This is a genomic window from Cellulomonas sp. P4_H12, from assembly GCF_056400905.1.
Genome location: NZ_JBFUKJ010000019.1, coordinates 19,094 through 43,270 on the forward strand (window position 1 = coordinate 19,094; position 24,177 = coordinate 43,270).

Sequence of the window (24,177 nt, forward strand, 5' to 3'; positions counted from 1 at the left end):
GCGCACGACGAAGGCCCCGGTCCGCGCGGACCGGGGCCTTCGTCGTCGTCGGGATCAGACCTCGACGGCCACCGGGGCCGGCGCGGCCGGCGCGTGGTGCACCGGGCGGCCGCCCTTCATCGCGAGGCTGGCGACGAGCCCGAGCACCAGCACGGACACCGTGAACAGCATCGTCTGCGTCACCGCGATCGCGAAGCCGGAGTGCACGGCGTTGAGCGCGACCTGCTGGACCTGCGCGGCGACGTCCGCGGGCACGGACGCGGGCAGCGTCGGTGCCGCGCCGCTGGCGAAGTTGCCGGACGCGAACCCGTCGACGAACGGCTGGCGGAGCGGCGCGGGCAGCTGGTCGGCCGCCGACCGGGCCGCCGCCGGGATCTCGACGCCCAGGCGCGAGGTGAGCACGGCGACGACCGCCGCGGAGCCGATGACTCCGCCGATCTGGCGGGTCGTGTTGAACGCGCCCGCGCCGGCGCCCGCGGTCCGTCCGTCGAGCCCCGACGTGGCGAGGTTGGCCAGCGGCGAGAAGAGCGCGCCCGTGCCGACGCCGAACAGGACCATCGGGAGCACGAGGTGCCACACGGGCACGTCCGGGTGGACCGCGAGCGCGAGCCAGGTGATGGCCACGGTGAGCAGCGCGAACCCGCTGGCGACCACCCACTTGCCGGCGATCCGGTCGGACAGCCGGCCGGCGAACGGCGCGACGACGCCCGAGATCAGCGAGCCCGGCAGGCCGACGAGCGCCGCCTGGAGGGGTTCGAGGCCGAGGACCTCCTGCAGGAAGAGCGTGAACGGGAAGAAGATGCCGATCATCGCGAACGTCACGGCCCAGCCGGCCACGTTGGCGAGCGAGAAGTTCCGGTGGTGGAACAGGCTCAGCGGCAGCAGCGCGTCGCTGCCGCGGTGGCGCTGCCACAGCACGAAGCAGACGAGCACGAGCACGCCCGCGCCGATGACGCTCCAGACGGTGATCGGGCCGGTGATGGTGCCCCAGTCGTAGGTGGCACCCTCCTGGACGCCGAACACGACGAGGAACATGCCGACCACCGAGAGCAGCACGCCGAGGCCGTCGAACGAGCGGTTGGCCGTGGGCAGCGTGGGCAGGGTGCGGACGGCGAGAACCAGCGCCACGACGCCGACGGGGATGTTCACGTAGAAGATCCACTCCCAGCCGACGGTCTGCACCAGCAGGCCGCCGAGCACGGGACCGGTGATCGTGGCGATGCCGGCGACGGCACCCCACAGGCCCATCGCCGAGCCGCGCTTCTGCGGCGGGAAGACGCGCGTGATCATCGACATGGTCTGCGGCGTCATGAGGGCGGCGCCGACGCCCTGGGCCGCGCGGGCGGCGATCAGCATCGCGATCGACCCCGACAGGCCGCAGAGCAGCGACGTGAGCGTGAAGATGACGAGGCCGACGATGAAGACCGGCCGCGGTCCGAAGCGGTCACCGAGCCGGCCGGTGACCAGCAGCAGGGTGGCGAACGTCAGCAGGTAGGCGCTGTTGACCCAGCCGACCGCCGTCAGGTCGGCGTCGAACGCCGTGACCAGGGACGGGATCGCGATGTTCACGATCGTGGTGTCGACCATGATCATGAAGAAGCCGAGGCACAGCGCGGGCAGGATGCTCCACGGGCTGCGGCCATGGAGGTCGACGAGCGCGCGTGGCTGGTCGGTGGTGGTGGTCATGAGCTGTCCTTCGACGAGGCGTGGTGTGAGTGAGACGAGCGAGGGGCGTCGGGATCGACAGGTCGGAGCGCGCGCTTGGCCTCGACGAACTCCGGCGGGAACGGAGCCGTCCAGTCGAGGGTGTCGGCCCGCAGCTCGTCGAGCATGCCATCGAGCCATGACATCTCCGCGCGGAGCAGCGCGAGGTCGTGCTCGACGTCGAGGAGGTACCGCCGCGGCAGGCCCAGGTCCCGGACGGCCCGGTAGGACGCCTCCAGGGTGGCCAGGTGGCCCGCCGTGCGGTCCCGCCGACGCGTGAGCTGCTCGAGGACGACGGGCACCGGCAGCTCGTTCGCCTCGGCGAGTCCGACGGAGAACAAGGGGTACTCCCGGTGCTCGTCACCCAGGAGGCTGGCGAGCCGTTCCGCGCAGGCCGTCCGGCCGGCGTCGGTGATGCGGTAGGTGGTGCGCTCGGGGCGCTTGCCGGCGCGGTCGGTGCCGACGATCTCGACGAGGCCGTCGCGCTCGAGCCGTTCCACCCCGTGGTAGACGGCGCCCGGATTGACCCGCACGAGCCGGGTGTCCCCGCGCTCCACCAGGGTCTGGTGCAGCTGGTAGGGGTGCATCGGCTGCTCGTGCAGCAGCGCCAGGACGAGCACGGACACGGCGGAGAGCTCGGCCATCCGCATTCCCCTCCCGTCGAAGTATTCCGACTGGAATATAGCCCAGGTCGGGGCCTTTCCGCGAGACGGGCCTCAGCGTCCGGTGCGCTCCACGAGAGGACGAGGGTCGAAGGTCACCCGGATCCGCGTGATGAGCCCGTCCTCGACATGGCTCCAGTTGGCCGTGGGCAGGGTTGTGTCCCCGCTCACCAGGTCGAACCACGTGATGGCGTCGGCTCCGTCCACGACGCGGGCGTGCAGCACCAGGTCGGTCATCACCGACTCCGCCATGCCGCGCAGACCGGCGAGGCACTCGTCGGCCCCCTCCGCCCGGCCGAGCGCACCCACGAACGACACGTCGGGAGCCAGCACGGTGCGCAGCCGCTCGAAGTCCCGGGCGCGCCAGGCCTCGAAGTAGGTGGTGACGGCGTGCCGGGTCTGGTCGGTGGCGGTCATCTCGATCCTCTCGTTCACAGCTCGGGGGCCCAGGCGCGGGTGGTCACGCCCACGGCGTTCCAGGCGTTGATGGTGACGACGAGCGCGACGAGCGCGCCCAGCTCGGTCGGCGTGAACGCGGTCGCGCCCGCGCGCCACTCGGCGTCCGGGACGTGGTGGTTCACGGCGCACGTGATGGCGTCGGTGAGCTCCAGGGCGGCGCGCTCGCGCGCGCTGAAGAAGGGCGACTCCCGCCAGACGGGTACGGCGGCCACGCGCCCGACGGCCACCCCCGCGCGGAGCGCGTCCTCGGTGTGCACGGCGACGCAGTACGCGCACCCGTTCAGCTGCGAGGCGCGGATCCGGACCAGCTCACGCAGGTCGGGCTCGATGCCGGCCGCGTCGAGCTCGGCGGTGGTCGCCGAGTCCAGGTGGGCCAGCGCGCGGGAGAACGTCGGGGCGACGGTGTCGATGTCCAGCCGGGACGGGATGGGGACGTGGGTCATAGGTCGAGTCTTCGACCGTGCGACCCATCCGTCCAACATCGGTTTCCGATCCCATCTATCGTCGTGAGTTATGGATCTGCTGCGTCTGCGCTACCTGCTGGCCGTGGTCGACGAGGGGTCGGTCACCGCAGCCGCCCGCTCGCTCCAGGTCGCCCAGTCCGGCGTCAGCAGCCAGCTGGCCAAGCTCGAGCGCGAGCTCGGCCTGCCGCTCTTCCGACGCGTCGGCCGTGGGGTCGTCCTCACCGCGGAGGGCGAGGCCCTCCTCCCCGCCGTGCGGACCGCGTTGTCCGCGGTGGACGACGTCGCGGCCACGGCCAGCGACGTGCGTGGACTCCTGGTCGGGACGCTGCGGGTCGGGACGGTGACGACGCTGCTCTGGCCACGGCTCTTCGACGCGATCTCGGACCTGCACGCGGCGCACCCGGGCGTCGACCTGCGCCTGCGCGAGGGCAGCTCCCAGGAGCTGCTGGACCAGGTCCGCGGCGGGGAGCTCGACGTCGCGATCGCCGCCTGGTCGCAGGCCGCGCCCGCCGACCTGCACAGCGTCGTGGTGTTCGACGACGCGCTCGTCGTGGTGGTCAGCGACGAGCACCCGTGGGCGTCGCGGTCGCTCATCCGTCCGGCGGAGCTCGCCACCGCACCGCTCATCGCGCTCGTGCCGGGCACGGGCGCTCGCGACGCCCTGGACGCGGCGATGCGACGGATCGGGCGCACGGTCGTCCCGCGGTGGGAGGTGCCCACACCCTCGTTCGTGGAGCTGCTGGCGCTGCGCGGGGTCGGCGCCGGCGTCGTCAGCGAGACGACCGCCTCGCTGTGGGACCTGCGGCGGATCCCCCTCCAGGACTCGCAGGCGCGGTCCCGGCTGGGGATCGTCTGGCGCTCCACGCCGAGCCCCGCCGCCGGGGCGTTCCTCGAGCGCCTGCGCGTCCACTCCTGAGCCTGGAGGGCGCGACTCATATCGGTTCGATCACAAATGCGGAATCGCTCCCACACTTTCTTCGGGCTCCCATACGATCGCCGGACCGCGCACCCTTCGTCTCTCGATGACCCGTGCGCGCCCGCGCGGACGAGGAGGTCGGATGGGCTGGAGCCTGCGCGTCCTGCGCCACCGCGCCGGCGCTCAGCGGACCCTGCTCGCCACCGTCGTCGCCGTCGCGATCGTCGGCGCCTCGCTGCTCGGCACGTTCGCCCTCCTGCTGTTCACCAGCGCGCACAGCGCCCTCGACACGGCACTGGACCGCGCCCCCCTCACTGCCACGGACATCGACGCCGTCCTCTTGCTGGACAAGTCCGACCCTGCCCCTGCGGTCGCCGCGGGCGAGTCGTTCCTGGACGAGCTGCTGGGCGACGTCCCCGCGACGCGCACCCAGTGGCTCACGTCCCCCATGTACCGCCTCGTCAGTCAGGGCGGCCGGGTGCCTCCCCTGTCCTACCTGGCGGCCAACCCGCAGCTGCCCGCCGACGCGACCCTGCTGGCCGGCTCCTGGCCGACCGCCGCGGCCGACGACCAGGGCCGCATCGAGGTCGCGGTCCCGAAGGTCACGGCCGACGCGTACGGCTGGACGGTGGGCAGCGAGCTGGCCGTGCAGAGCATGGCGACCTACCAGGACACCCGGTTCGTGGTGGTCGGCATCCACGAGCTGACGGGGCCGCGGAGCATCTGGACCCGCGACCTCCTACAGGGGGCCGAGCACGATCCCAGCTACCCGGTCCCCGGCTCCTTCGGCTTCGTCACCACCGACGCCTGGGGCCCGTTCGTCGCGGACCCGGGCGCGCTCGCCGGAGCGGGCGCCCTGGCCAGCGCGGACCTCGTCGCGTCCCCGCATCTCACCTCGGCACCCTCCGGTGCGGTCACCGGCCTGCGCGCCCGGCTGGACGACGCGCAGGCGTCGCTCACCGCCGCGGTCGACGACCTCGCGATCTCCGGCGACTTCCGCTCGTCGTTGGCGGAGACGATCGACGTCGCCGAGGGCAACCTCGCCGTCACCCGGGTCAGCCTCGTGATCGTCGGCCTCATGCTCGTCGTGCTCGCCGTCACGGTGCTGATGCTCGCGGCCCGGCTGCTCGCCGACCGGCGCGCGGCCGAGCAGACGCTCATGTCGTCGCGCGGCGCCTCGGGCCGTCAGCTCCTGCGCCTCGCGGCCCTCGAGGCGTCCGCGGTCGCCCTCATCACCACGCTGGTGTCGCCGTGGCTCGCGGGGCTCCTGTTCGGCCTGATCACGTCCTTCGGCCCCCTCGAACGCGCCGGCATGCACACCGACCCGGGCCGACCGTTGTCGCTGTGGGTCACCTGCGTCGTCGCGTCGTTCGTCCTCGCCGGCGTCCTGCTCGGGCCGCTCCTGCGGCGTCGGGGCAGCGTGGTCGACACCGAGCAGCAGCTGGTGCGGCAGGACCGCCGCGGCGGCCTCGCGCGCTCGGGCGTCGACCTCGCGCTCGTCGCCCTCGCCGCGGTGGCGGTCTGGCAGCTCCAGGCGTACCACTCCCCCGTGGTGGCCGGCGCGCGGCTCGACCCGATCCTCGTCGCCGCGCCGGCGCTCCTGCTCCTCGCAGGCGCGGTGCTYGCCCTGCGCGCGCTGCCGCTCGTGGCCGGCGTCGGCGAGCGGCTCGCCGCCAGGGGCCGCTCGCTCGTCGCGCCGCTGGCCGCCTGGGAGGTGGGCCGTCGACCGTCCCGCGCGGCCGGTGCGGTGCTCCTGCTCACCCTCGCGCTGGCGGTCGGCTCGTTCTCGCAGTCGTTCCTCACCACGTGGCGCACCTCGCAGGCGGACCAGGCGGACCTGGCGGTCGGCACGGACGTGCGGGTGGGCAAGCTCAACGGGCCGCCGGCCGCGCAGGGGACGCTGGTCGACGGGCTGCCGGACGTGCAGGCGGCGAGCGCCGTGACGTTCCGTGGCATCCGTTTCGGCGTGCCGACCGACGGCAACGACGCGAGCAACGGCGGATCGGTGAACGTGCTCGCCCTCGACACCACGCGCGCCGGGGACCTCCTGCGCGGCCGCATCACGCCCGACTGGGGTCAGATCAGCGCGCCGCTGGCGCCGACCACGCCCGACGGGGCGATCCCGCTGCCCGGCGCGCCCACCTCCCTGGTGCTCGACGTCGACAGCGCGGTCAGCCCGACGATGCCCGGGTTGCTGCTGGTCACGCTGGTGGTCGAGGACGCGTACGGCACGCGGACGCCGGTGGAGCTGCCGGTGGTGCCGCTCGTCGGGACCTCACCGGACGTCAGAGTCACGCTGCCGGCCACGGCGGACGGTCTGCGGCTGGTCGCCGTCATCGCCCAGGGTCTCGTCGACCCGGCGGACGCCGCCGACGCGGGCTCGGGGCGGGGACCGGGCACGACCTCGGCCGTGTCGGTCACGGTCCGCAACGTGCGCGCGGTCGAGCGGCCGGCCGGGGCGACGGCCGACACCGTCACGCCCGTCCCCCTCGCCTCCGCCACGTGGTCGGGCGGCGCGCCGGCGAACGACCGTGGCCGACGAGCGCTCGTGGCGACCGGCGTCGACGACGCGGGCCTGCACCTCAAGGCTCAGCTGGACTCCATCGGGCTGCTGTTCGGGCAGGCGCGGATGGCCGCGATGACGTTCACCGATCCCGGCGTGGTGCCGGTGGTCGCGACGGACACCGTGCTGGCCGCCCTCGGGACGAAGGTCGGCGACGTGGTGCAGCTCGACCTCGACGGCGCGTCCGTGCGGGTGTCGATCGCGCGCGAGGTCCCGTACCTGCCCGGCATGCCTCGCGGCGCGGGGCTGCTGGTCGACCGCGACCTCCTCACGCGGGCGGCGCTGCAGTCGGCGTGGTCGGACCCCCTGCTCGACGAGTGGTGGCTCCAGGTCCCCGACGACAGCGCGGCCACGGTGGTGGACCAGGTGGTCACCGATGAGCTGGGCGTCGCGACCAGCCGGGTCGCGGTGCAGACGACGGCGATCGAGGGCCCGCTGCGCGTCGGCGTGCAGGCCGCGCTGTGGATCGTCACGCTCGCCGCACTGGCGCTGGCGGTGGCCGGCTTCGCGATGAGCGCCACGGTGTCGGTGCGCACGCGGCGCCTCGAGCTCGCGCGGCTGCAGGCCCTCGGCGCGTCGCGGCCCTCGCTCGTGCGGTCGGTCATGGTCGAGCACGTCATCCTCGGCACGCTCGGCCTGGTCGCCGGCCTCGCCCTCGGCGCCCTCCTGGCGCGGGTCGTCGCGCCCCTGGTCACGGTCTCGGCCACCGGCGGCCGGCCCGTGCCGCAGGTCGTCGTGCACTGGCCGTGGCCCACGCAGCTCGCGCTCGCGACGCTCCTCGTCCTGCTCGTCGGCACCGCGGTGGCCCTGACGACGAACCTCCTGCTCCGCCGGGCGTCCGGCGAGCTCCTGCGACTGGGGGACGAGCGATGAGCGCGACGACGCGCGTCGCGGTCGGCTGGCGCGCGGCGACCGGGGACGGGGTGCTCGTCGCCCGGCGACGCAGCCGGCAGGACGCGGGCCTGCTCGCGCTGTCCGCGCTGCTGCTCGCCGTCACGGTGCTGCTCTCGCTCGTCGTGCCGCGGATCGTGCTGCGGATGGCCGACGAGGGCGTCCAGCAGGCGGTGCGGGACGCCGGCTCGACGGCGGACGTCGTCGCCACCATCGGCGTCGCGCTCGGCACGGCGGACGGCCGCCAGGACGACGCCGCGACCATCGTCGCCAACGCCGCGTCGAGCATGGGCGAGCTCCTGCCCCCCGCGGTCGGCGACGTCACCGGCGCGCCCGTCACCCTGGTCGAGAGTCCCGCGGCCCTCATCCCCACCGACGCGGGCCTGGTCTCGACGCGGCTCGTCCACGTGGCGGACGCCGCCCCGCGCCAGGCCGGCGACAGCCCGCCCCCGGTGGTCCGCTGGGTCGCGGGGATCGAGCCGCGGACGTCGCCGGCTCCCGCCGTGACCGGCGCGGACCCGGACGCGGTGCCGACCGTCGACGACCCGCGCCTGGTCGAGGTCGGCGTCTCCGCCGCCGCCGCGGACGCCGCCGGCCTCGCCGTGGGTGACCGGTTCGCGCTCAGGGGACCGACGCGAGGCGCCGTCGAGGTCGTCGTGACCGGCCTGTACGAACCCCTCGACGCCTCGTCCCCGCTGTGGACCGCGCACCCGGACCTGCTGGGCGAGGTGCCCACCGCCGCCGAGGCCGCCGCGGTCGGGCGCGTGGCGCTGCTGCTGTCCGACGCGTCGCTGCCCGACATGCAGCTCGGGATGCCGCGCCAGGCGGTGGCGACCGTCATCCGGTTCCCCGCGCAGGCCGACGACCTCCTGGCCACCGACACCGACGAGATCGAGAGCGCCGTCGTCCAGCTGCTCAACGACCCGACCACGCTCACGGGCTCGGACGGGTACACGCCCGTGGTCACCACCGGGCTCGGCACCGTCCTGCAGGCCGCCGACGCGCGGCTGCTGGCCAGCACCGCTCAGGCGTCGGTGCTGCTCATCGGGCTGGCCACCGTCGGCGCTCTCGCCCTCCTGCTCGCCGCCCGCCTGCTCGTGGTGCGCCGCGAGACGTTCCTGCTCGCGGAGCGGGCCCGGGGCGCGTCCGTGGCGTCGGTCGCCGTGCGCGCTCTCGTGGAGAGCGTCCCGCTGGTCGTCCTCGCGGCCGCCGTCGGCGCGCTGGGGGCGTGGCTGCTCGAGCCCGACGCGCGTGGGTCGTGGGCGGTCGCCGCGCTGGTCACGGCGGTGGCCGCGCTGGCACCGGCCGTCGCGGCCGGCCGGGTGGTCCGGGGCGCGTGGACCGGGCGTCGGCTGCCCGCCAACCGGGTGGACCGCGAGCGGGTGGTGCGCCGCCGGCGCGTGCGCCGCCTGACCGCCGAGCTCGCCCTCGTCGCGCTCGCCGTCGCGGCGCTGGTGTCCGTGCACGCGCGCGGGCTGCTGCAGACCGCGACCGGCGGTGTCGACCTGCTGCTCGCGTCGACGCCCGTGCTCCTCGCGACGGCCGCCACGCTCCTTGCCGCCCGCGCCCTGCCGCCCCTGCTGCGGGGCCTGTCCGGCCTCGCGGCCCGTCGCCGCGGCCTGGCCCCCGTCATCGCCACCGCGCGGGCGAGCAGCACGGCCGGCACCCGCGTCCCGCTGCTGACGCTGACCGTCGCCGTCGCGCTGGTCGTCTTCTGCGGGACGACCGCGGTCACCGTGCAGCGCGGCCAGCTCGCGGCGGCCGACATCGTGGTCGGGGCGCCCGTCCGGATCGACGGCGAGATCCCGCCCGAGACCCTCGACGCCCTGCGCGACGAGCCCGGGGTGACCGCCGTCGCTGCAGCCCTCCCGATCGGTGAGCGGACGTTCGGCAAGGAGAGCGGCGTCAAGGCGCGGGTCGTGCTGGTCGACGCGGCCGACCTCGCCGCCGTGCTGACGGCCGCCGGCCGACCGGTCGACCCGGGGCTCGCGGCGCTCGGCGACACGTCCGGCTCGCAGGTGCCGGCGCTGATCACGCCCGCGCTCGAGAGCACGTCCGCGCTCGTCCAGCCCGCCGTGATGGGGAGGTCGAGGTTCGTCGACCTGGACGTCATCGGCATCGCCGCGCACCCGCCCGTCCTCGCCGCGCCGGCGGGCGACGCCGCTGACGACACCGACGCCCTCGTCATCGTCGACCGCGCGCGCTTCGAGGCGGCGTCGAACATCGACCTCCCGCCGACGGTCGCGTGGGTCGACGGTCCGGGTGCCGTCGACGCCGTCCACGCCGTCGGCCTCACCGAGACGTCCGGGGTCACCGTGACCGAGCGGGCCACCTGGCTCAGCGACTGGCGGTCGTCGCCGCTGACGGCCGGACTGCTGATGCTGCTGGTCGCGGTCGGCATCGCGCTCGCGGGCTACGCCGCCGTGGCGCTCGTGCTGACCGTCGTCGCGACCTCGCGCGAGCGCGGCCGGACCCTGTCTGCCCTGCGCACCCTGGGGCTCGACGGAGGGACGGCCCGGGCCATGACCTTCGGGGAGCTCGCTCCGCTGGCGTTCGCCGCGCTGGTCGCCGGGACCGCCGTCGGGATCGCCGTGCCCTGGCTGCTCACCGGAGCGCTCGGGCTGGACCTGGTCACCGGCGCCGCGGAGGCCACGACGCTCCAGATCACCTGGGTCCCGATCCTCGGTGCCGCCGCGGTGATCCTGCTGGCGCTGGGCGTCGCGGTCCTGGTGGAGTCGGCCGTGCGACGGCGCGACCGGTTGGGCGAGGTGCTGAGGGTGGGCGACCGATGACCGTTTCCCGAGCAAGGAGGACCACGTGACCGTCACTGAGACGACGCTCGGCGCGCTCGAGCAGCGGGCCCAGCAACGCACGGGTGCGTTCGGGGAGAACGCCCTGATCGTGTGCGACTCGCTCGTGCGCATCTACCAGTCCGAGGGGATCGAGGTGCAGGCCCTGCAGGGCCTCGACCTGCTCGTGGAGGACGGGGAGCTCGTCGCGATCGTCGGTGCCTCCGGGTCCGGCAAGTCGACCTTGCTGTCGGTCCTGTCCGGGCTGGACGTCCCCACGGCCGGGCGCGTGCGGGTGGGTCCGTGGGACCTCATGGCGATGTCGGGCGCGCAGCGGGTGGAGTACCGGCGCTCCATGGTCGGGTTCGTCTGGCAGCAGACCGCCCGCAACGTCGTGCCGTACCTCACCGGCACGGAGAACGTCGCGTTCCCCCTCGCGCTGGCCGGGGTCAGGCGCAAGGAGCGCGACCGTCGCGCGGCCGAGCTGCTCGACGTGCTCGGCGTCGGCTACTGCGCCGAGCGCCGGCCCGGGCAGATGTCCGGTGGCGAGCAGCAGCGCGTCGCCATCGCCGTCGCCCTGGCCAACGCGCCCCAGGTGCTGTTCGCCGACGAGCCCACGGGCKAGCTCGACTCCGCCACGTCGCACGACGTCCTGGAGGGCCTGCGGACGGTCAACCGTGAGCTGGGCACCACGGTCGTCGTCGTCACCCACGACCCCGGGGTCAGCGAGCACGTGCAGCGCACCGTGGCCATCCGCGACGGCCGCACCAGCTCCGAGGTGGTGCGGCGGACGCACACCCGCGAGGACGGCACCGAGCACGTGGTGGCCGAGGAGCTCGCGGTGCTCGACCGGGCCGGCCGCGTGCAGCTGCCGAAGGAGTACCGGGACACGTTGCAGCTGGTCGGACGTGTGCGGCTGGCGCTCGAGGAGTCGCACGTGTCGCTCTGGCCTGACCGGGTAGTGCCTGCGCGGGAGGTCGGCGAGCCGCCGGCTCGCCCCTCGGGCAGGCACTCCTCCGGCACGGCGGTCGACGCCCCCACCACCACCGGGACGACGCCGGTCGCCGCCCCTCGCGAGGAGACGAGCCGATGACCGCCACCACCGCCGCCCCGGCCGCAGCGCCCACCACGGACGCCGTCGTCAGCGTCGAGCACGTCAGCCGCACCTACGGGTCCGGCACGGGCGCCGTGCACGCCCTGCGGGACGTGTCGTTCACCATCCGGCCCGGCGAGCTCGTCGCGCTGGTGGGCCGCTCGGGCTCGGGCAAGACGACCCTGCTCAACATCGTCGGCGGCCTGGACCGGCCCGACGAAGGTCGGGTGGTCGTCGACGGGCGCGAGGTGTCGACGCTCGACGAGCGCGGCCTGGTCGAGCTGCGGCGCGACGTCGTGTCGTTCGTGTTCCAGACGTTCGGGCTCGTCCCGGTGCTCTCCGCGGCCGAGAACGTCGGCGTGCCGCTGCGCCTGCGCAAGCTGCCCACCAAGGACCGCGAGGAGCGCGTCCGGCTGCTGCTCGACCTGGTCGGGCTGGGCTCGCACGCGCTCCAACGGCCCGGCGAGCTGTCCGGCGGTCAGCAGCAGCGCGTCGCGATCGCCCGGTCGCTGGCCAACTCGCCGCGGCTGCTCGTGGCCGACGAGCCGACCGGCCAGCTGGACACCGAGACCGGCACGGCAGTCATGGCGCTCATCCGGGCGGTCGTCGAGGCCGAGGGCATGACGGCGATCGTCTCCACGCACGACCCGCTCATGGTGTCGCTGGCGGACCGGGTCCTGCGCATCGCCGACGGCCGGCTGGTCGAGGGCTGAGCGCGCTCACGCGGGCCGGAGCACCAGCCTGCCCACCGGCCTGAACCATGACAACTCGCGGGCCACCGCAGTGTCGGCGTCGAGCGGCTCGGCTGCCCGCTGCGCGCGGCCGAGCGCCCAGCGGAAGTCGTAGATCCAGGCCCGGCCCCCGGGCCGCAGCACCCGTCGGACCTCGGTCACGCCCGCGGTCGGGTCCGCCCAGTGGTGCTGGCTGATGGTGGAGACGACCAGGTCGAAGGTCGCGTCGGGCCACGGCAGTCGTGCGACGTCGGCGACCGCGAACGTCACGGCGCCCGCCGGGTCCGCGCGTCGGGCCTCCGCGATCATCTCCGGCGCGACGTCGATCGCGTCGATCCGCAGGTCGGGCCTTTCCCCCGCGACCAGGAGCGGCAGGGAACCCGGGCCGGTCCCGACGTCGAGCACCCGCGCTCCCGCCGGGAGCCCGAGCCCTCCCACGTCGAGGGCGACCCGTCGGTAGAGGCGCGCGGCCAGGTGGCCCGCGAACCGGCTGTACTGCGCGGGATGGTGCACGAGGCCGAACATGCTCTCGCGCCGGTGGTGGTGCGTCGTGGTGCTCATGGCCGCTCTCCCCTACAGTTGTACGACACAACTATTGTCGACGAGAGCGTAGGCGCAACAGTTGTACGCCACAACCTTTCCGGACGACGACCTCCGGCGGTTCTTCCAGCAGCTCGCCCGGACCAGCGGGCTGCTGGAGACGGTCCGCCCCCACGAGCACGCCGGCGTCCAGCTGTCGCTGTCCGAGACCATGGCCCTCGCCGAGCTGGCCGCGGCCGGCTCGACCTCGCAGCAGGACCTGGCCGACCGCCTCGGTCTGGAGAAGAGCACCGTCAGCCGGCTCGCCGCCGGGATGGAGGGACGCGGTTGGATCTCGCGCGAGCGCGACGCGGACAACCGCCGCCTCTACCGGCTCCGGCTCACGGCCGAGGGACAGGACATCGCGGACCGCGTCGGCGCGGAGCTGCACGCGCACCACCGTCGGATCCTGGCGCGGCTGACCGACGAGGAGCGAGGGGCGCTCGCGCTCGGGCTCGGCGCGCTGGTCCGCGCCCTCGACGCCGGTCACGCGCCGCCGACCGAGGGCTGACACGCGCGAGCGCCCGGGCCCGCGGCGGACCCGGGCGCTCGTCGGGAGGTCAGACCTCGATGCCCTCCAGCAGCTCCGTGACCAGCGCCGCGACGGGCGAGCGCTCGGAGCGGGTGAGCGTGATGTGCGCGAAGAGCGGGTGGCCCTTGAGCGCCTCGATCACCGCGGCGACGCCGTCGTGCCGGCCGACCCGCAGGTTGTCGCGCTGGGCCACGTCGTGCGTGAGGACCACGCGCGAGCTCTGCCCGATGCGCGACAGCACCGTGAGCAGGACGTTGCGCTCGAGCGACTGAGCCTCGTCGACGATGACGAACGCGTCGTGCAGCGAGCGCCCGCGGATGTGGGTCAGCGGCAGGACCTCGAGGATGTCGCGGTCCATGATCTCCTCGACGACCTCCTTGGAGACCAGGGCCCCGAGGGTGTCGAACACCGCCTGCGCCCACGGGTTCATCTTCTCGTCGGCGCTGCCGGGCAGGTAGCCGAGGTCCTGGCCGCCGACCGCGTACAGCGGGCGGAACACCATGACCTTGCGGTGCTGGCGGCGCTCGAGCACCGCCTCCAGACCGGCGCACAGGGCCAGCGCGGACTTGCCGGTGCCGGCGCGACCGCCGAGCGAGACGATGCCGATCTCCTCGTCGAGCAGCAGGTCGATCGCGATCCGCTGCTCCGCGCTGCGACCGTGCAGGCCGAACACGTCCTGGTCGCCGCGTACGAGCTGCACGTGCTTGTCGGCGGTCACGCGACCGAGGGCGGAGCCGCGAGGGCTGTGCAGGACGACGCCGGTGTGGCACAGCAGGTCGTTCGGGTTCGTGCTGCCGGTGCCGAAGCCGGCGGGGACGTCCGCGAGCGCGATCGACTCGTGCTCCCACAGGTCCGCCATCTGCTGCTCACCGAGGTCGAGCGCGTCCATCCCGGTCCAGCCGGAGTCCACGGCCAGCTCGGCGCGGTACTCCTCGGCGCGCAGGCCCACGGCGGACGCCTTGACCCGCATCGGCAGGTCCTTGGAGACGACCGTGACGTCCTTGCCCTCGGCGGCGAGGTTGGCCGCCACGGCGAGGATCCGGGTGTCGTTGTCGCCCAGCCGGAAGCCGGCGGGCAGGACCGTCGGGTCGGTGTGGTTGAGCTCGACGCACAGCGTGCCGCCGTCCTCGCCGAGCGGGATCGGCGTGTCCAGGCGGCCGTGCTCGATGCGCAGGTCGTCCAGCATCCGCAACGCGGCCCGGGCGAAGTACCCCAGCTCGGCGTGGTGGCGCTTGGCCTCGAGCTCCGTGATCACCACGACCGGGAGCACGACGTCGTGCTCGGCGAAGCGCAGGATCGCCCGCGGGTCGGACAGCAGGACGGAGGTGTCGAGGACGTGCGTCCTGCGACCCTCGAGCGCGGGCTCGGGCTGGGTGTCGTTCTGCGCGTTGCTGACCACGGCAGGCTCCCTCCGGCGCTACGTGCGCCGCGACGGGCACCGGACGCCGGCGTCCTGCCAGAGCAGGACCACGCACCGACGAGCGGCGACGGGACGGGGGCGGTCGGCCGAGGGCCGGATCCGGCCCACCTCCCGGAGCAGATGCTCCATGGGCTGGCCTCCCGGGGACGGCGGTCGCCGTCCTCTACGCGGGAACATAAGCCCGCTCCCACACCCCTCTGCGGAGACACGCGAAGTGGTTACACGCTGTTCATCTGGGCGCTCCCGGGCGCCGTGGAGCCCGGCGCGAGCCGCGCCGGGCGGAGCCGCAGGTGGGAGCCGCGCGGGAGCCGGCAGCGCGCCCGTCGCGGGCCCGTCGGGCCGCGGAACAATTAACCCGGACGGGTCAGCGGCCGCCGCGCCGCTCGCGCGCCGCGTACGCGCGGACCGCGCGCAGGAAGTCGACCCGCCGGAAGTCGGGCCAGTACGCCTCGCAGAAGTAGAACTCCGAGTGCGCGCTCTGCCACAGCAGGAACCCGCCCAGGCGCTGCTCGCCGGAGGTGCGGATCACCAGCTCGGGGTCGGGCTGCCCCTTGGTGTAGAGGTGCTCCGCGATGTGCTCGACGTCGAACGCCTCGGCCAGCTCGTCCAGGCTCGACCCGGCGTCCGCGTGCTGGCGCAGGAAGGCCTTCACGGCGTCGGCGATCTCGCGTCGCCCCCCGTACCCCACGGCGACGTTCACGTGCAGGCCGACGACGTCGGCGGTCGCCTTCTCCGCGGCCACGAGAGCCTCGACCGTCGTGGCGGGAAGCAGCTCGAGCGAGCCGACCGCCTGGATGCGCCAGCGACCGGTCGCCGCGAGGGAGCCGACCGCGTCCTCGATGATCTCGAGCAGCGGCTCCAGCTCGTCGGAGCTCCGCGCCAGGTTGTCCGTCGACAGCATCCACAGCGTGACGACCTCGACGCCGATGTCCTCGCTCCACTGCAGGAGGTCCGCGATCTTGTCGGCGCCCGCCTGGTGCCCGTGCCGCGTGGACTCGCCCTGGTTGCGCGCCCAGCGGCGGTTGCCGTCGAGGATGACCCCGACGTGCCGCGGGAGCCCGTCCTTCGGGAGCGAGGCCGCCAGCCGGCGCTCGTACAGCCCGTAGAGCGGGTGGGGCAGACGCACGCGCACTCCTTGGGTGGGTGACCGGAACCCGCTCACCGTACTCGTCGTGAGGGCCTCGCGGACCCGGGTCCGCGACGCCGAGACGTTGGGTCGGTCCGGCCGTGCGCGGTACCGTCGGACGGGTCCTGCGCGGGTGCCGCCGACGGGCGCGTCGACCGCGTCACACCCGCCGCGCCGTGGTCGACACCCCTACCTACGGGGCCGTAACCTACGGTGTCGTAGGTTGCCGCTGACGAATCGAGACCGGTCCATGAGCACGTCCCCCGCGCCCACCCCCGCGACCCCCGGCGCTCAGCCGACGGCGAGCGCGGAGACCACCGGGGTCGCGGAACGCGTGGCCGACACAGTCAAGCCCCACCTGCGGGGATGGATCCACGCGGGCATCGCGCCCTTCGTGCTCGTCGCGTCGATCGTGCTCGTCGTGCTCTCGCCGACGCCCGAGGCGAAGTGGTCCACCGCGGTCTTCGGCGTCACCGCCGTGATGCTCTTCAGCACCAGCGCGTTCTACCACCGCGGGCGCTGGTCATCGACCACGGCCGCGGTCCTGCGCCGGCTGGACCACACCAACATCTTCCTCATCATCGCCGGCACCTACACCCCGCTGTCGGTCCTGCTCCTGCCCGCCGACACCGCGCGCACCCTGCTCCTCGTCGTGTGGTCGGGCGCTCTGGTCGGGATGCTCGCGCGCATCTTCTGGCTCGGCGCGCCCCGCTGGGTCTACGTGCCGGTGTACGTGGCGCTCGGGTGGGTGGCCGTGTGGTTCTTCCCGGCGTTCTACCGCTCCGGCGGGCTCGCGATCGTGCTGCTCATCGCCGGCGGCGGCGTGGCCTACACGCTCGGCGCGGTGGTGTACGGCCTCAAGCGGCCCAACCCGAGCCCGCGCTGGTTCGGGTTCCACGAGATCTTCCACGTGCTCACCGTGGTCGGGTACACCTGCCACTACATCGCGGTGTCGATGGCGTCGTACGGCTCCGCCTGACGTCCGCTACGCGACCGGGACCACCGCGTAGCGACGGTTCGCCAGCGACGGGTTCTGCGCACGGACCCGGAGCAGCGCKGCGCCGTCGAGGTCGACCGTCCGGATCTGCGGCGCGTCGTCCATCTCCAGGCCCACCACCCCGTCGGGCGCCACGACGATCGAGCGTCCGACCACGCCCTTGCCCGCCTGGCCGACGGCCACGACGGCCGCGGTGTTCTCGATGGCGCGCGCGATGGCGAGGGTGCGCCAGTGCATCGCCTTGAGCTCCCCGGCCGCCCACGCGGCCGGCACGACGAGCACCTGCGCGCCCGCGTCGACCAGCCGGCGCGCCGACTCGGGGAAGCGCAGGTCGTAGCAGGTGAGCACGCCGAACGTCAGGCCGCCCACGTCCAGCACGAGCGGCGGCGCGTCCACCGGTCCGGGCGCGAGGCGGTCGGACTCCCGCTGCCCGAACGCGTCGTACAGGTGCACCTTGCGGTAGACCCCCGCCAGCGCCCCCGTGCCGTCGACCGCCACGACGGCGTTGACCGCCCGCGGGTCGTCGCCGTCGGCGGGCAGGGTGACACCCGCGAGCACCGCCACGCCAGTCGCGGCAGCCCTCGTGCGCAGCATGTGCACGAACGGCCCGTCCAGCGGCTCCGCGTGCTCCACGCCGACCCCGCGCGGGTCGAACCCGGACGCGTACTCGGGCACCACGAGCAGGTCGGCCCGCGACCGCGCGGCGACGTCGAAGGCGTCCTCGACCACCTGGCGGTTGGCGCCGTGGTCGCCGCTCACCGACAGCTGCGCGACCGTGACGCGGACGGCCGGGCGCTCCGGCGGCGGGGTGGCGCTCATCGCGACCCGTCGGTCCGGTCCTGCCCCGGCGCGTCGGGGGCCGGCGGCTCGTCCTGGAGGTACTCCCAGGGCGCCACGGCGACGTCCGCGTCGACCTCCGAGTCGGGGCCGCCGGCGCCGGCATCGAGCAGGCCGAGGTCCGCGTGCGGTCCCGCGGTCCGGTCGTCACCCTCGTCGTCGTCGTCGTCGAGCCCCAGCTTCTTCGCGCGGCGGTCGACCACGCGCAGCTGCTTGGTCAGCGACAGGAAGAGGAACACGAGCGCGACGGCGAGCAGGAACGTGAACACGAAGCCGAGGAAGCCCGGCGAGCCCACCGGGCTGCCGTCGATGTTCACGTCGGACGGCGACGGGCTGGGCGCCGGCGCCAGGAGCAGCAAGGTCGCGATCATGGGCGGAGCCCGGCGAAGAGGTCGTCCTCGGGAAGCGTGACGGGCACGCGCGACGACGCCAGCTCGTACTCCTCGGTGGGCCACTGCGCGATCTCGAGCTCGCGCGGGACCGCGAAGAAGAAGCCGTCCGGGTCGATCTGGGTCGCGTGCGCGCGCAGGGCGGCGTCGCGCTGGCCGAAGTAGGCCGACGCCTCGATGCGCGTGGTGACCTCGCGCTCGGGGACCTCCCGGGCCTGCCGGGAGTCGATCCAGTCGCCGAACGGCGACTCACGACCGGCCGCGACGAGCGCGTCGTGGACCGCGCGCATCCGCACCAGCGAGAAGCCGTGGTTGTAGTACAGCTTCGACGGCGTCCACGGCTCGCCGAGCCCGACGTACCTGTCGGGGTCGCCGGCCGCCTCGAACGCCTCCACCGAGACCTTGTGGCACATGATGTGGTCAGGGTGGGGGTAGCCGCCCGACGGGTCGTACGTCGTCATGACGTGCGGCCGGAACTCGCGGACCAGCTGCACCAGCGGGGCCGACGCCTCCTCGAGCGGGACCAGCGCGAAGCACCCCTCGGGCAGCGGCGGCAGCGGGTCGCCCTCGGGCAGGCCCGAGTCGACGAAGCCGAGCCACCGGTGCTGCACGCCGAGCGCGGCCGCGGCTGCGGCCATCTCGTGCTTCCGGTACTCGCGCATGCCGTCGAGGCCACCCTCGACGGGCGGGTGCTGGGTGTTGAGCACGTCCCCGCGCTCGCCGCCGGTGCACGAGACGACGAGGACGTCGACGCCCTCGGCCGCGTACTTCGCCATGGTCGCGGCACCCTTGCTCGACTCGTCGTCGGGGTGGGCGTGCACCGCCATCAGGCGCAGCCGCTCTCCGGTCACCTCGGGCCTCCCGTCAGTCGCCCGACGCTCGGCGCAGGCGGGTGTGTGGACGAGAGACAATGATCGCGCACGCGGCGACCCCGTCGCGCCACCGCCCGAGGAGCTCCGTGACCGACTCGCCCGCCACCCGACCGCCGGCCGGGCGCTACGGCCCCGAGCCCACCGCACGGTCGGCCAGACGCGGGCGCGTCGGTCTGGTCATCGCCGGGGTGCTGGGCGTCGCGCTCGTGGTCTGGATCGGCCTGAACCTGGCCGGCCGACCCGTGTCGTGGAAGGACGTCGGCTTCCACGTCGAGGGGCCGCGCGCCATCGAGGTGACGTTCGAGGTCACCAAGCCGAAGGAGTCGACCGTGACCTGCACGGTCACGGCGTTGTCGGAGTCGTACGGCGAGGTCGGGGTCCGCAAGGTCGACGTCGGCCCGGCCGGCACGGCCACGCGGCGGGTGACCGTCACCGTGCAGACGACCGAGCTCGCGGTGAGCGGGACGGTCGAGCGCTGTGACCTCGTCGACGATCCCGCCCCGAGCAGCTGACGGGCCACCCGAACGGGCGACAGGGCAGCGCGACGGACCCGCCGCCACCCTGCGCGGCGCGTGATCCCGGGCATCGTCGCGCCCCCGCTTGCTATCCTGTTCGTTTCAACGCCGCCCCGGTCCCGCACCACCACCGGTCGACGCGACCGCGAGGAAACGGCGGAGCAGACCCTTCAGTACCCGATCGCCGGACGTGTCCCTGGATGCCTCCGGTCCCCCGGACTGCCGACAGCGCGCCCCCGAGGCGCGGACCGGCACGTCCGGCACACGCAAGGAAAGGAGCGATCGTGACCGATACGACTGCGGCCACCTGGCTGACCCAGGAGGCCTACGACCGCCTCACGGCTGAGCTCGCACGCCTCGAAGGAGAGGGCCGCGCCGAGGTCACCGCCCGCATCGCCGCCGCGCGCGACGAGGGCGACCTCAAGGAGAACGGCGGCTACCACGCCGCGCGCGAGGAGCAGGCGAAGCAGGAGGCTCGCATCCGCGAGCTCAAGGAGAAGCTGCGCAACGTGCAGATCGGCACGCCCAAGGACGACGGCATCGTCGAGCCCGGCATGGTCGTGACCGCCGTCGTCGCCGGCGACGAGATGGTCTTCCTGCTCGGCTCGCGCGAGATCGCGGGCACCTCGGACATCGAGGTCTACTCCCCGACGTCCCCGCTCGGCGCCGCCATCAACGGACGCAAGATCGGCGAGTCCACCGCGTACACCGCGCCCAACGGGCGCGAGATCGCCGTCGAGATCACCGACGCCAAGCCCTTCACGGGCTGACGCCCCGCACGCCCGACGAGGCGCCACTCCCTCCGTGGGCGTGGCGCCTCTCGCGCGTCAGTGGTTGGTGAGCCGGTAGCCGGCGTCGCGCAGCTGCTGCACGACGTAGTCGCAGTGGTCGGGGCCCTTGGTCTCCACCTGCACCACGATCGCGACCTCGTCGAGCTGCAGGTCGCCGACCGTCCGCGCGTGGGACACGTGCATGACGTTCCCGCCCGTGTCGGCCAGGGCACGCAGCAGGTCCGCGAGAGCGCCGGGCGTGTCGTCGATCCGGACCTGCAGCTGCAGGAACCGGCCGGCCGAGGCGAGCCCGTGCCGGACCACGCGCATGAGCACGAGCGGGTCGATGTTGCCGCCCGACAGGATCGCGACGACCGGGCCCTCGATCGGTCCGACGCCCGCCATGAGCGCGGCCGCGGCGGCCGCACCCGAGGGCTCGACCAGCATCTTCGCCCGCTCCGCCACGAGCAGCAGCGCCCGAGAGAGGTCCTCCTCCGAGACGGTCCGGACCTCGATGTGGTGGGAGGCGAGGATGCCGAACGGGACCGTGCCGGGCGTCCCCACGGCGATGCCGTCGGCCATCGTGCGCAGCTCCGGCGCGGGGACCGGGTGACCGGCCGCGAGGGACGCCGGGTACGCGGCGGCCCGAGCGGCCTGCACCCCGATCACCCGCACGTCCGGTCGCAGCTCGGCGAGGGCGGCGACCACCCCGGCGGCCAGGCCTCCCCCACCCACCGGCACGACGATCGTCGCGACGTCGGGCACCTGCTCGACGATCTCGAGCGCGATGGTGCCCTGGCCGGCGACGACGTCGTCGTGGTCGAAGGGGTGGATGAGGATGGCGCCGGTGCGGTCGGCGAACTCCCGGGCGTGCACCAGCGCCTCGTCGACGCTCGCGCCGACCAGCTCGACGCGCGCGCCGTAGTCGCGGGTCGCCGCGATCTTGGGCAGCGCGGCGTCGGCCGGCATGAAGACGACGGCGGTCAGGCCCAGGATCCGGGCCGCGAGCGCGACGCCCTGCGCGTGGTTGCCCGCGCTCGCGGCGACGACCCCGCGCGCCTTCTCCTCCTCCGACAGCCGCGCCATCCGCACGTAGGCGCCGCGCAGCTTGAACGAGCCGGCCCGTTGCAGGTTCTCGCACTTGAGCCACACCTCGGCGCCGACCACGTGCGAGAGCGCGCGGCTCAGCTGCACGGGCGTGCGGTCCGCGACGCCCTTGAGCAGGTCCGCCGCGGCCCGGACCTCGACCAGCCCGGTCATCGGGCGTCCCGGCGGTCGTCGTCAACGTCGTCCGTGTCCACGACGGGCGGCGGCTCGACGCCGGCCTCGGCCTGGGTGGCCACCCGCTCGGACGTCGMCTCGGCCACCTGTGCGATGGCCCGGTCGAGCACCGGGTGCCCGCGCCCGCGCACGGGCACGTGGTCGTCGGTGCCCAGCTGCGGGAACTTGTCGTGGCCGTGCAGGTACAGCATCACGGTGTTCAGCGTCGCGACGATGGGCACGGCGAACAGCGCACCGACGATCCCGGCGACGAAGGAGCCTGCGGCGACCGACAGCAGCACGGCGACCGGGTGCAGCGACACCGCGTGACCCATGAGGAACGGCTGCAGCACGTGGCCCTCGAGCTGCTGCACGAGGATGACGACGACCAGCATCCAGATGGCCGACGCCGGACCGTTGGACACCAGCGCGACGAGGATCGCGACCGAGCCCGTGACCACCGCGCCGACGATCGGGATGAACGATCCGAGGAACACGAGCACGGCGAGCGGCAGCGCGAGGGGGACCTGCAGGATCGCCGCACCGAGCCCGATGCCGACGGCGTCGACCGCCGCCACGAGGATCTGGGTCCGCGTGTAGGCGCCGAGCGTGACGAGCCCCCGTCGGCCCGCCTGGTGCACGTGCTCGCGGGACCCCCGCGGGAGCAGCCCGACGACCCACGCCCAGATCGAGCGCCCGTCGAGCAGGAAGAAGAACGTGCAGAACAGCGCGATCAGCGTGCCGGCGGCCACGTGGGCCACCGTCGTCGTCGCGTGCAGGGCACCCGAGACGAGCTCCGAGCTGCCGCCGCTGAGCGACCCCTGGATCTTGTCCAGCCACCCCGAGATGTCCGTGGTGGTCAGCTGCAGCGGACCCTCGGCGAGCCAGGTGGTGAGCTTGTCGATGCCCTGGGCGGCCTGGTCCCAGAGCTGCCCGAACCCCTTGACGATCGAGCGGCCGGCGAGCGTCAGCAGGCCCGCCACAACGACGACGAGCCCCACGAGCGCCACGGCGACGGCCGCCACCCGCGGCATCCGCGTCCGGCGCTGGACCCAGCCGACGAACGGCGCGAGCAGGACCGTCAGCAGCAGGGCCACCGCGATCGGGACGACGACGACCTTGAGCTCGTTCAGCAGCCAGAGCAGGACGGCGAGGGCGGCGCCGATGAGCAGCAACCGCCACGACCACGCAGCGGCGTTGCGCACCGACGGCGGCACCGACTGCCCGTCGGCGGCCCGGATGACGCCCGTGGACGCGCGCGCACCCGTGCGGCTCACGGGCGGCCCCGCGGTGGGCACCGCCAGCTCGTCGGCCGCCACCAGCTCGCCCGCCAGGGGCTCCGTGCCGTGCCCGCTCACGCGTCGCGCCCCGCCGCGAGCGCGGCCTCGAGGTCGGCGAGCAGGTCCGCGACGTCCTCGATGCCCACCGACAGGCGGACCAGGTCGTCGGGAACCTCGAGCTCGGTGCCGGCCACGGAGCCGTGGGTCATCTTGTGCGGGTGCTCGACCAGCGACTCCACCCCGCCCAGGGACTCCGCGAGGGTGAACACGTGGGTCGCCGCGCAGAACGCCAGCGCGGTCGCCTCGCTGCCCGTGCGGAACGAGATCATGCCGCCGAACCCGCTCATCTGCCGCGCCGCGACCTCGTGCCCGGGGTGGCTCTCGAGGCCCGGGTAGATGACCGACGTCACCGCGTCGTGCCCGACCAGGAACTCGGCCACGGCGGCGGCGTTGCTCACGTGCCGGTCCATGCGGACGGCGAGCGTCTTGAGGCCGCGCAGCGTCAGCCACGCGTCGAACGGGCCGGCGACCGCGCCCGACGCGTTCTGGTGGAAGCGCACGGCGTCCGCGAGGCTCGTCGTCCCGGTGGGGCCGTCGAGCCCGACCGGGAGCTGCGCGCCGTCCGCGACGACGAGCGCGCCGCCGACCACGTCGGAGTGCCCGCCGATGTACTTGGTCGTCGAGTGCACGACGACGTCGGCGCCGAGCGCGAGCGGCTGCTGCAGGTACGGGGTCGCGAACGTGTTGTCGACGACCAGCAGCGCCCCCGCCGCCCGGGCGTGCGCCGCGAGGACGGCGATGTCCGCGATGCCCAGCAGGGGGTTGGTCGGCGTCTCCACCCAGACGACCTTGGTGCGGCCGGGCTGGATCGCGGCGAGGACCGCGTCCGCGTCCGAGAGGTCGACCGGCGTGTGCTCGATGCCCCACGGGCCGAAGACGCGCGCGATCAGGCGGTAGGTGCCGCCGTACGCGTCGTTGGGGACGACGACGTGGTCGCCCGGCCGCAGCGTCGCGCGCAGCAGCGTGTCCTCGGCGGCGAGGCCCGAGGAGAACGCGAAGCCGGCCGCGCCGCGTTCGGCCGCCGCCAGGGCGGACTCGAGGGCCGTGCGGGTCGGGTTGGCGGAGCGCGAGTACTCGTAGCCGCCGCGCAGCCCGCCGACGCCGTCCTGCTTGTACGTCGAGGTCGCGTAGATGGGCGGCACGACCGCCCCGGTGGTGGCGTCCGGGTCCTGACCTGCATGGATGGCGCGGGTCGAGAAGCCGGCGGAGGACCAGTCGTCGTCGTGGGGGTGCCCGTGGTTCGTCACGCGTCCCAGGCTAGGCGCTCG

At 74.2% G+C, this 24,177-nt stretch carries 22 protein-coding genes; 9 read left to right on the plus strand and 13 right to left on the minus strand.

Annotated features, from left to right (window positions below; genetic code table 11):
* Window positions 1-54: 54 nt before the first annotated feature.
* The 4 genes from AC1DQC_RS12330 to AC1DQC_RS12345 all read right to left on the minus strand — a co-directional run bounded on the left by AC1DQC_RS12330 (window position 55) and on the right by AC1DQC_RS12345 (window position 3,268).
* On the minus strand, window positions 55-1,686 hold the full coding sequence (locus AC1DQC_RS12330; protein WP_477051529.1) for a DHA2 family efflux MFS transporter permease subunit: 1,632 nt from the start codon (window positions 1,684-1,686) through the stop codon (window positions 55-57).
* On the minus strand, window positions 1,683-2,348 hold the full coding sequence (locus tag AC1DQC_RS12335; RefSeq protein WP_477051530.1) for a PadR family transcriptional regulator: 666 nt from the start codon (window positions 2,346-2,348) through the stop codon (window positions 1,683-1,685). The genes AC1DQC_RS12330 and AC1DQC_RS12335 overlap by 4 nt, the downstream gene beginning before the upstream one ends.
* A gap of 72 nt (window positions 2,349-2,420) precedes the next feature.
* Complete coding sequence (locus AC1DQC_RS12340) at window positions 2,421-2,783, minus strand: nuclear transport factor 2 family protein (RefSeq protein WP_477051531.1); 363 nt, start codon at window positions 2,781-2,783, stop codon at window positions 2,421-2,423.
* A gap of 14 nt (window positions 2,784-2,797) precedes the next feature.
* Window positions 2,798-3,268, minus strand: a complete 471-nt coding sequence (locus tag AC1DQC_RS12345) for a carboxymuconolactone decarboxylase family protein (RefSeq protein ID WP_477051532.1) — start codon at window positions 3,266-3,268, stop codon at window positions 2,798-2,800.
* Between the two features lie 70 nt (window positions 3,269-3,338).
* Between AC1DQC_RS12345 and AC1DQC_RS12350 the strand changes: the two genes are divergently transcribed.
* The 5 genes from AC1DQC_RS12350 to AC1DQC_RS12370 all read left to right on the plus strand — a co-directional run bounded on the left by AC1DQC_RS12350 (window position 3,339) and on the right by AC1DQC_RS12370 (window position 12,254).
* Window positions 3,339-4,205 carry a LysR family transcriptional regulator gene (locus AC1DQC_RS12350; RefSeq protein ID WP_477051533.1) on the plus strand — a complete coding sequence of 289 codons (867 nt, stop codon included), beginning with the start codon at window positions 3,339-3,341 and terminating at the stop codon, window positions 4,203-4,205.
* Between the two features lie 142 nt (window positions 4,206-4,347).
* A complete protein-coding gene (locus tag AC1DQC_RS12355) occupies window positions 4,348-7,641 on the plus strand; it encodes an FtsX-like permease family protein (protein WP_477051534.1) in 3,294 nt (1,097 codons plus the stop codon).
* A complete protein-coding gene (locus AC1DQC_RS12360; protein WP_477051535.1) occupies window positions 7,638-10,451 on the plus strand; it encodes an FtsX-like permease family protein in 2,814 nt (937 codons plus the stop codon). The genes AC1DQC_RS12355 and AC1DQC_RS12360 overlap by 4 nt, the downstream gene beginning before the upstream one ends.
* Before the next feature lie 25 nt (window positions 10,452-10,476).
* On the plus strand, window positions 10,477-11,541 hold the full coding sequence (locus AC1DQC_RS12365) for an ABC transporter ATP-binding protein (protein ID WP_477051536.1): 1,065 nt from the start codon (window positions 10,477-10,479) through the stop codon (window positions 11,539-11,541).
* Window positions 11,538-12,254 (plus strand): ABC transporter ATP-binding protein, encoded by a 717-nt coding sequence (locus AC1DQC_RS12370; RefSeq protein WP_477051537.1) that lies wholly within the window; start codon window positions 11,538-11,540, stop codon window positions 12,252-12,254. Before AC1DQC_RS12365 ends, AC1DQC_RS12370 begins: the two co-directional genes overlap by 4 nt.
* A 6-nt stretch (window positions 12,255-12,260) precedes the next feature.
* Here AC1DQC_RS12370 and AC1DQC_RS12375 read toward each other — a convergent pair whose 3' ends face one another.
* Window positions 12,261-12,833, minus strand: coding sequence for a class I SAM-dependent methyltransferase (locus AC1DQC_RS12375; RefSeq protein WP_477051538.1), 573 nt, complete (start codon window positions 12,831-12,833; stop codon window positions 12,261-12,263).
* A gap of 61 nt (window positions 12,834-12,894) precedes the next feature.
* On the opposite strand from AC1DQC_RS12375, the gene AC1DQC_RS12380 reads away from it, so the two are divergent.
* Entirely contained in the window at window positions 12,895-13,362 is a 468-nt protein-coding gene (locus AC1DQC_RS12380; protein ID WP_477051539.1) for a MarR family winged helix-turn-helix transcriptional regulator, read from the plus strand.
* Window positions 13,363-13,411: 49 nt separating this feature from the next.
* Here the strand turns inward: AC1DQC_RS12380 and AC1DQC_RS12385 are convergent, their stop codons facing one another.
* Together AC1DQC_RS12385 and AC1DQC_RS12390 are read right to left on the minus strand one after the other, a co-directional pair.
* Complete coding sequence (locus AC1DQC_RS12385; RefSeq protein ID WP_477051540.1) at window positions 13,412-14,782, minus strand: PhoH family protein; 1,371 nt, start codon at window positions 14,780-14,782, stop codon at window positions 13,412-13,414.
* A 385-nt stretch (window positions 14,783-15,167) separates the two neighbouring features.
* On the minus strand, window positions 15,168-15,929 hold the full coding sequence (locus AC1DQC_RS12390; protein WP_477051541.1) for an isoprenyl transferase: 762 nt from the start codon (window positions 15,927-15,929) through the stop codon (window positions 15,168-15,170).
* Window positions 15,930-16,179: 250 nt separating this feature from the next.
* Between AC1DQC_RS12390 and trhA the strand changes: the two genes are divergently transcribed.
* Window positions 16,180-16,908, plus strand: a complete 729-nt coding sequence (trhA, locus tag AC1DQC_RS12395) for a PAQR family membrane homeostasis protein TrhA (RefSeq protein WP_477051542.1) — start codon at window positions 16,180-16,182, stop codon at window positions 16,906-16,908.
* Window positions 16,909-16,914: 6 nt separating this feature from the next.
* On the opposite strand, the gene AC1DQC_RS12400 is transcribed toward trhA, so the two are convergent.
* From AC1DQC_RS12400 to mca, 3 genes are read right to left on the minus strand one after another with little or no spacing between them, the layout of a single operon-like run.
* A complete protein-coding gene (locus AC1DQC_RS12400) occupies window positions 16,915-17,745 on the minus strand; it encodes a carbon-nitrogen hydrolase family protein (RefSeq protein WP_477051543.1) in 831 nt (276 codons plus the stop codon).
* Complete coding sequence (locus AC1DQC_RS12405) at window positions 17,742-18,134, minus strand: hypothetical protein (protein WP_477051544.1); 393 nt, start codon at window positions 18,132-18,134, stop codon at window positions 17,742-17,744. Before AC1DQC_RS12405 ends, AC1DQC_RS12400 begins: the two co-directional genes overlap by 4 nt.
* A complete protein-coding gene (mca, locus tag AC1DQC_RS12410) occupies window positions 18,131-19,003 on the minus strand; it encodes a mycothiol conjugate amidase Mca (protein WP_477051545.1) in 873 nt (290 codons plus the stop codon). Before mca ends, AC1DQC_RS12405 begins: the two co-directional genes overlap by 4 nt.
* A 107-nt stretch (window positions 19,004-19,110) precedes the next feature.
* Between mca and AC1DQC_RS12415 the strand changes: the two genes are divergently transcribed.
* Window positions 19,111-19,536: a DUF4307 domain-containing protein gene (locus AC1DQC_RS12415; RefSeq protein WP_477051546.1), complete on the plus strand. Its 426-nt coding sequence runs from the start codon at window positions 19,111-19,113 to the stop codon at window positions 19,534-19,536.
* 287 nt (window positions 19,537-19,823) lie between these two features.
* Window positions 19,824-20,309: a transcription elongation factor GreA gene (gene greA / locus AC1DQC_RS12420; protein WP_477051547.1), complete on the plus strand. Its 486-nt coding sequence runs from the start codon at window positions 19,824-19,826 to the stop codon at window positions 20,307-20,309.
* 57 nt (window positions 20,310-20,366) lie between these two features.
* Here the strand turns inward: greA and ilvA are convergent, their stop codons facing one another.
* Genes ilvA through AC1DQC_RS12435 form a run of 3 tightly spaced genes read right to left on the minus strand, consistent with a single transcriptional unit; the run spans window position 20,367 to window position 24,156 of the window.
* Window positions 20,367-21,569 (minus strand): threonine ammonia-lyase, encoded by a 1,203-nt coding sequence (gene ilvA, locus AC1DQC_RS12425; RefSeq protein ID WP_477051548.1) that lies wholly within the window; start codon window positions 21,567-21,569, stop codon window positions 20,367-20,369.
* Entirely contained in the window at window positions 21,566-22,927 is a 1,362-nt protein-coding gene (locus AC1DQC_RS12430; RefSeq protein WP_477051549.1) for an AI-2E family transporter, read from the minus strand. Before AC1DQC_RS12430 ends, ilvA begins: the two co-directional genes overlap by 4 nt.
* Complete coding sequence (locus tag AC1DQC_RS12435; RefSeq protein WP_477051550.1) at window positions 22,924-24,156, minus strand: cystathionine gamma-synthase; 1,233 nt, start codon at window positions 24,154-24,156, stop codon at window positions 22,924-22,926. The genes AC1DQC_RS12430 and AC1DQC_RS12435 overlap by 4 nt, the downstream gene beginning before the upstream one ends.
* Window positions 24,157-24,177 lie beyond the last annotated feature (21 nt).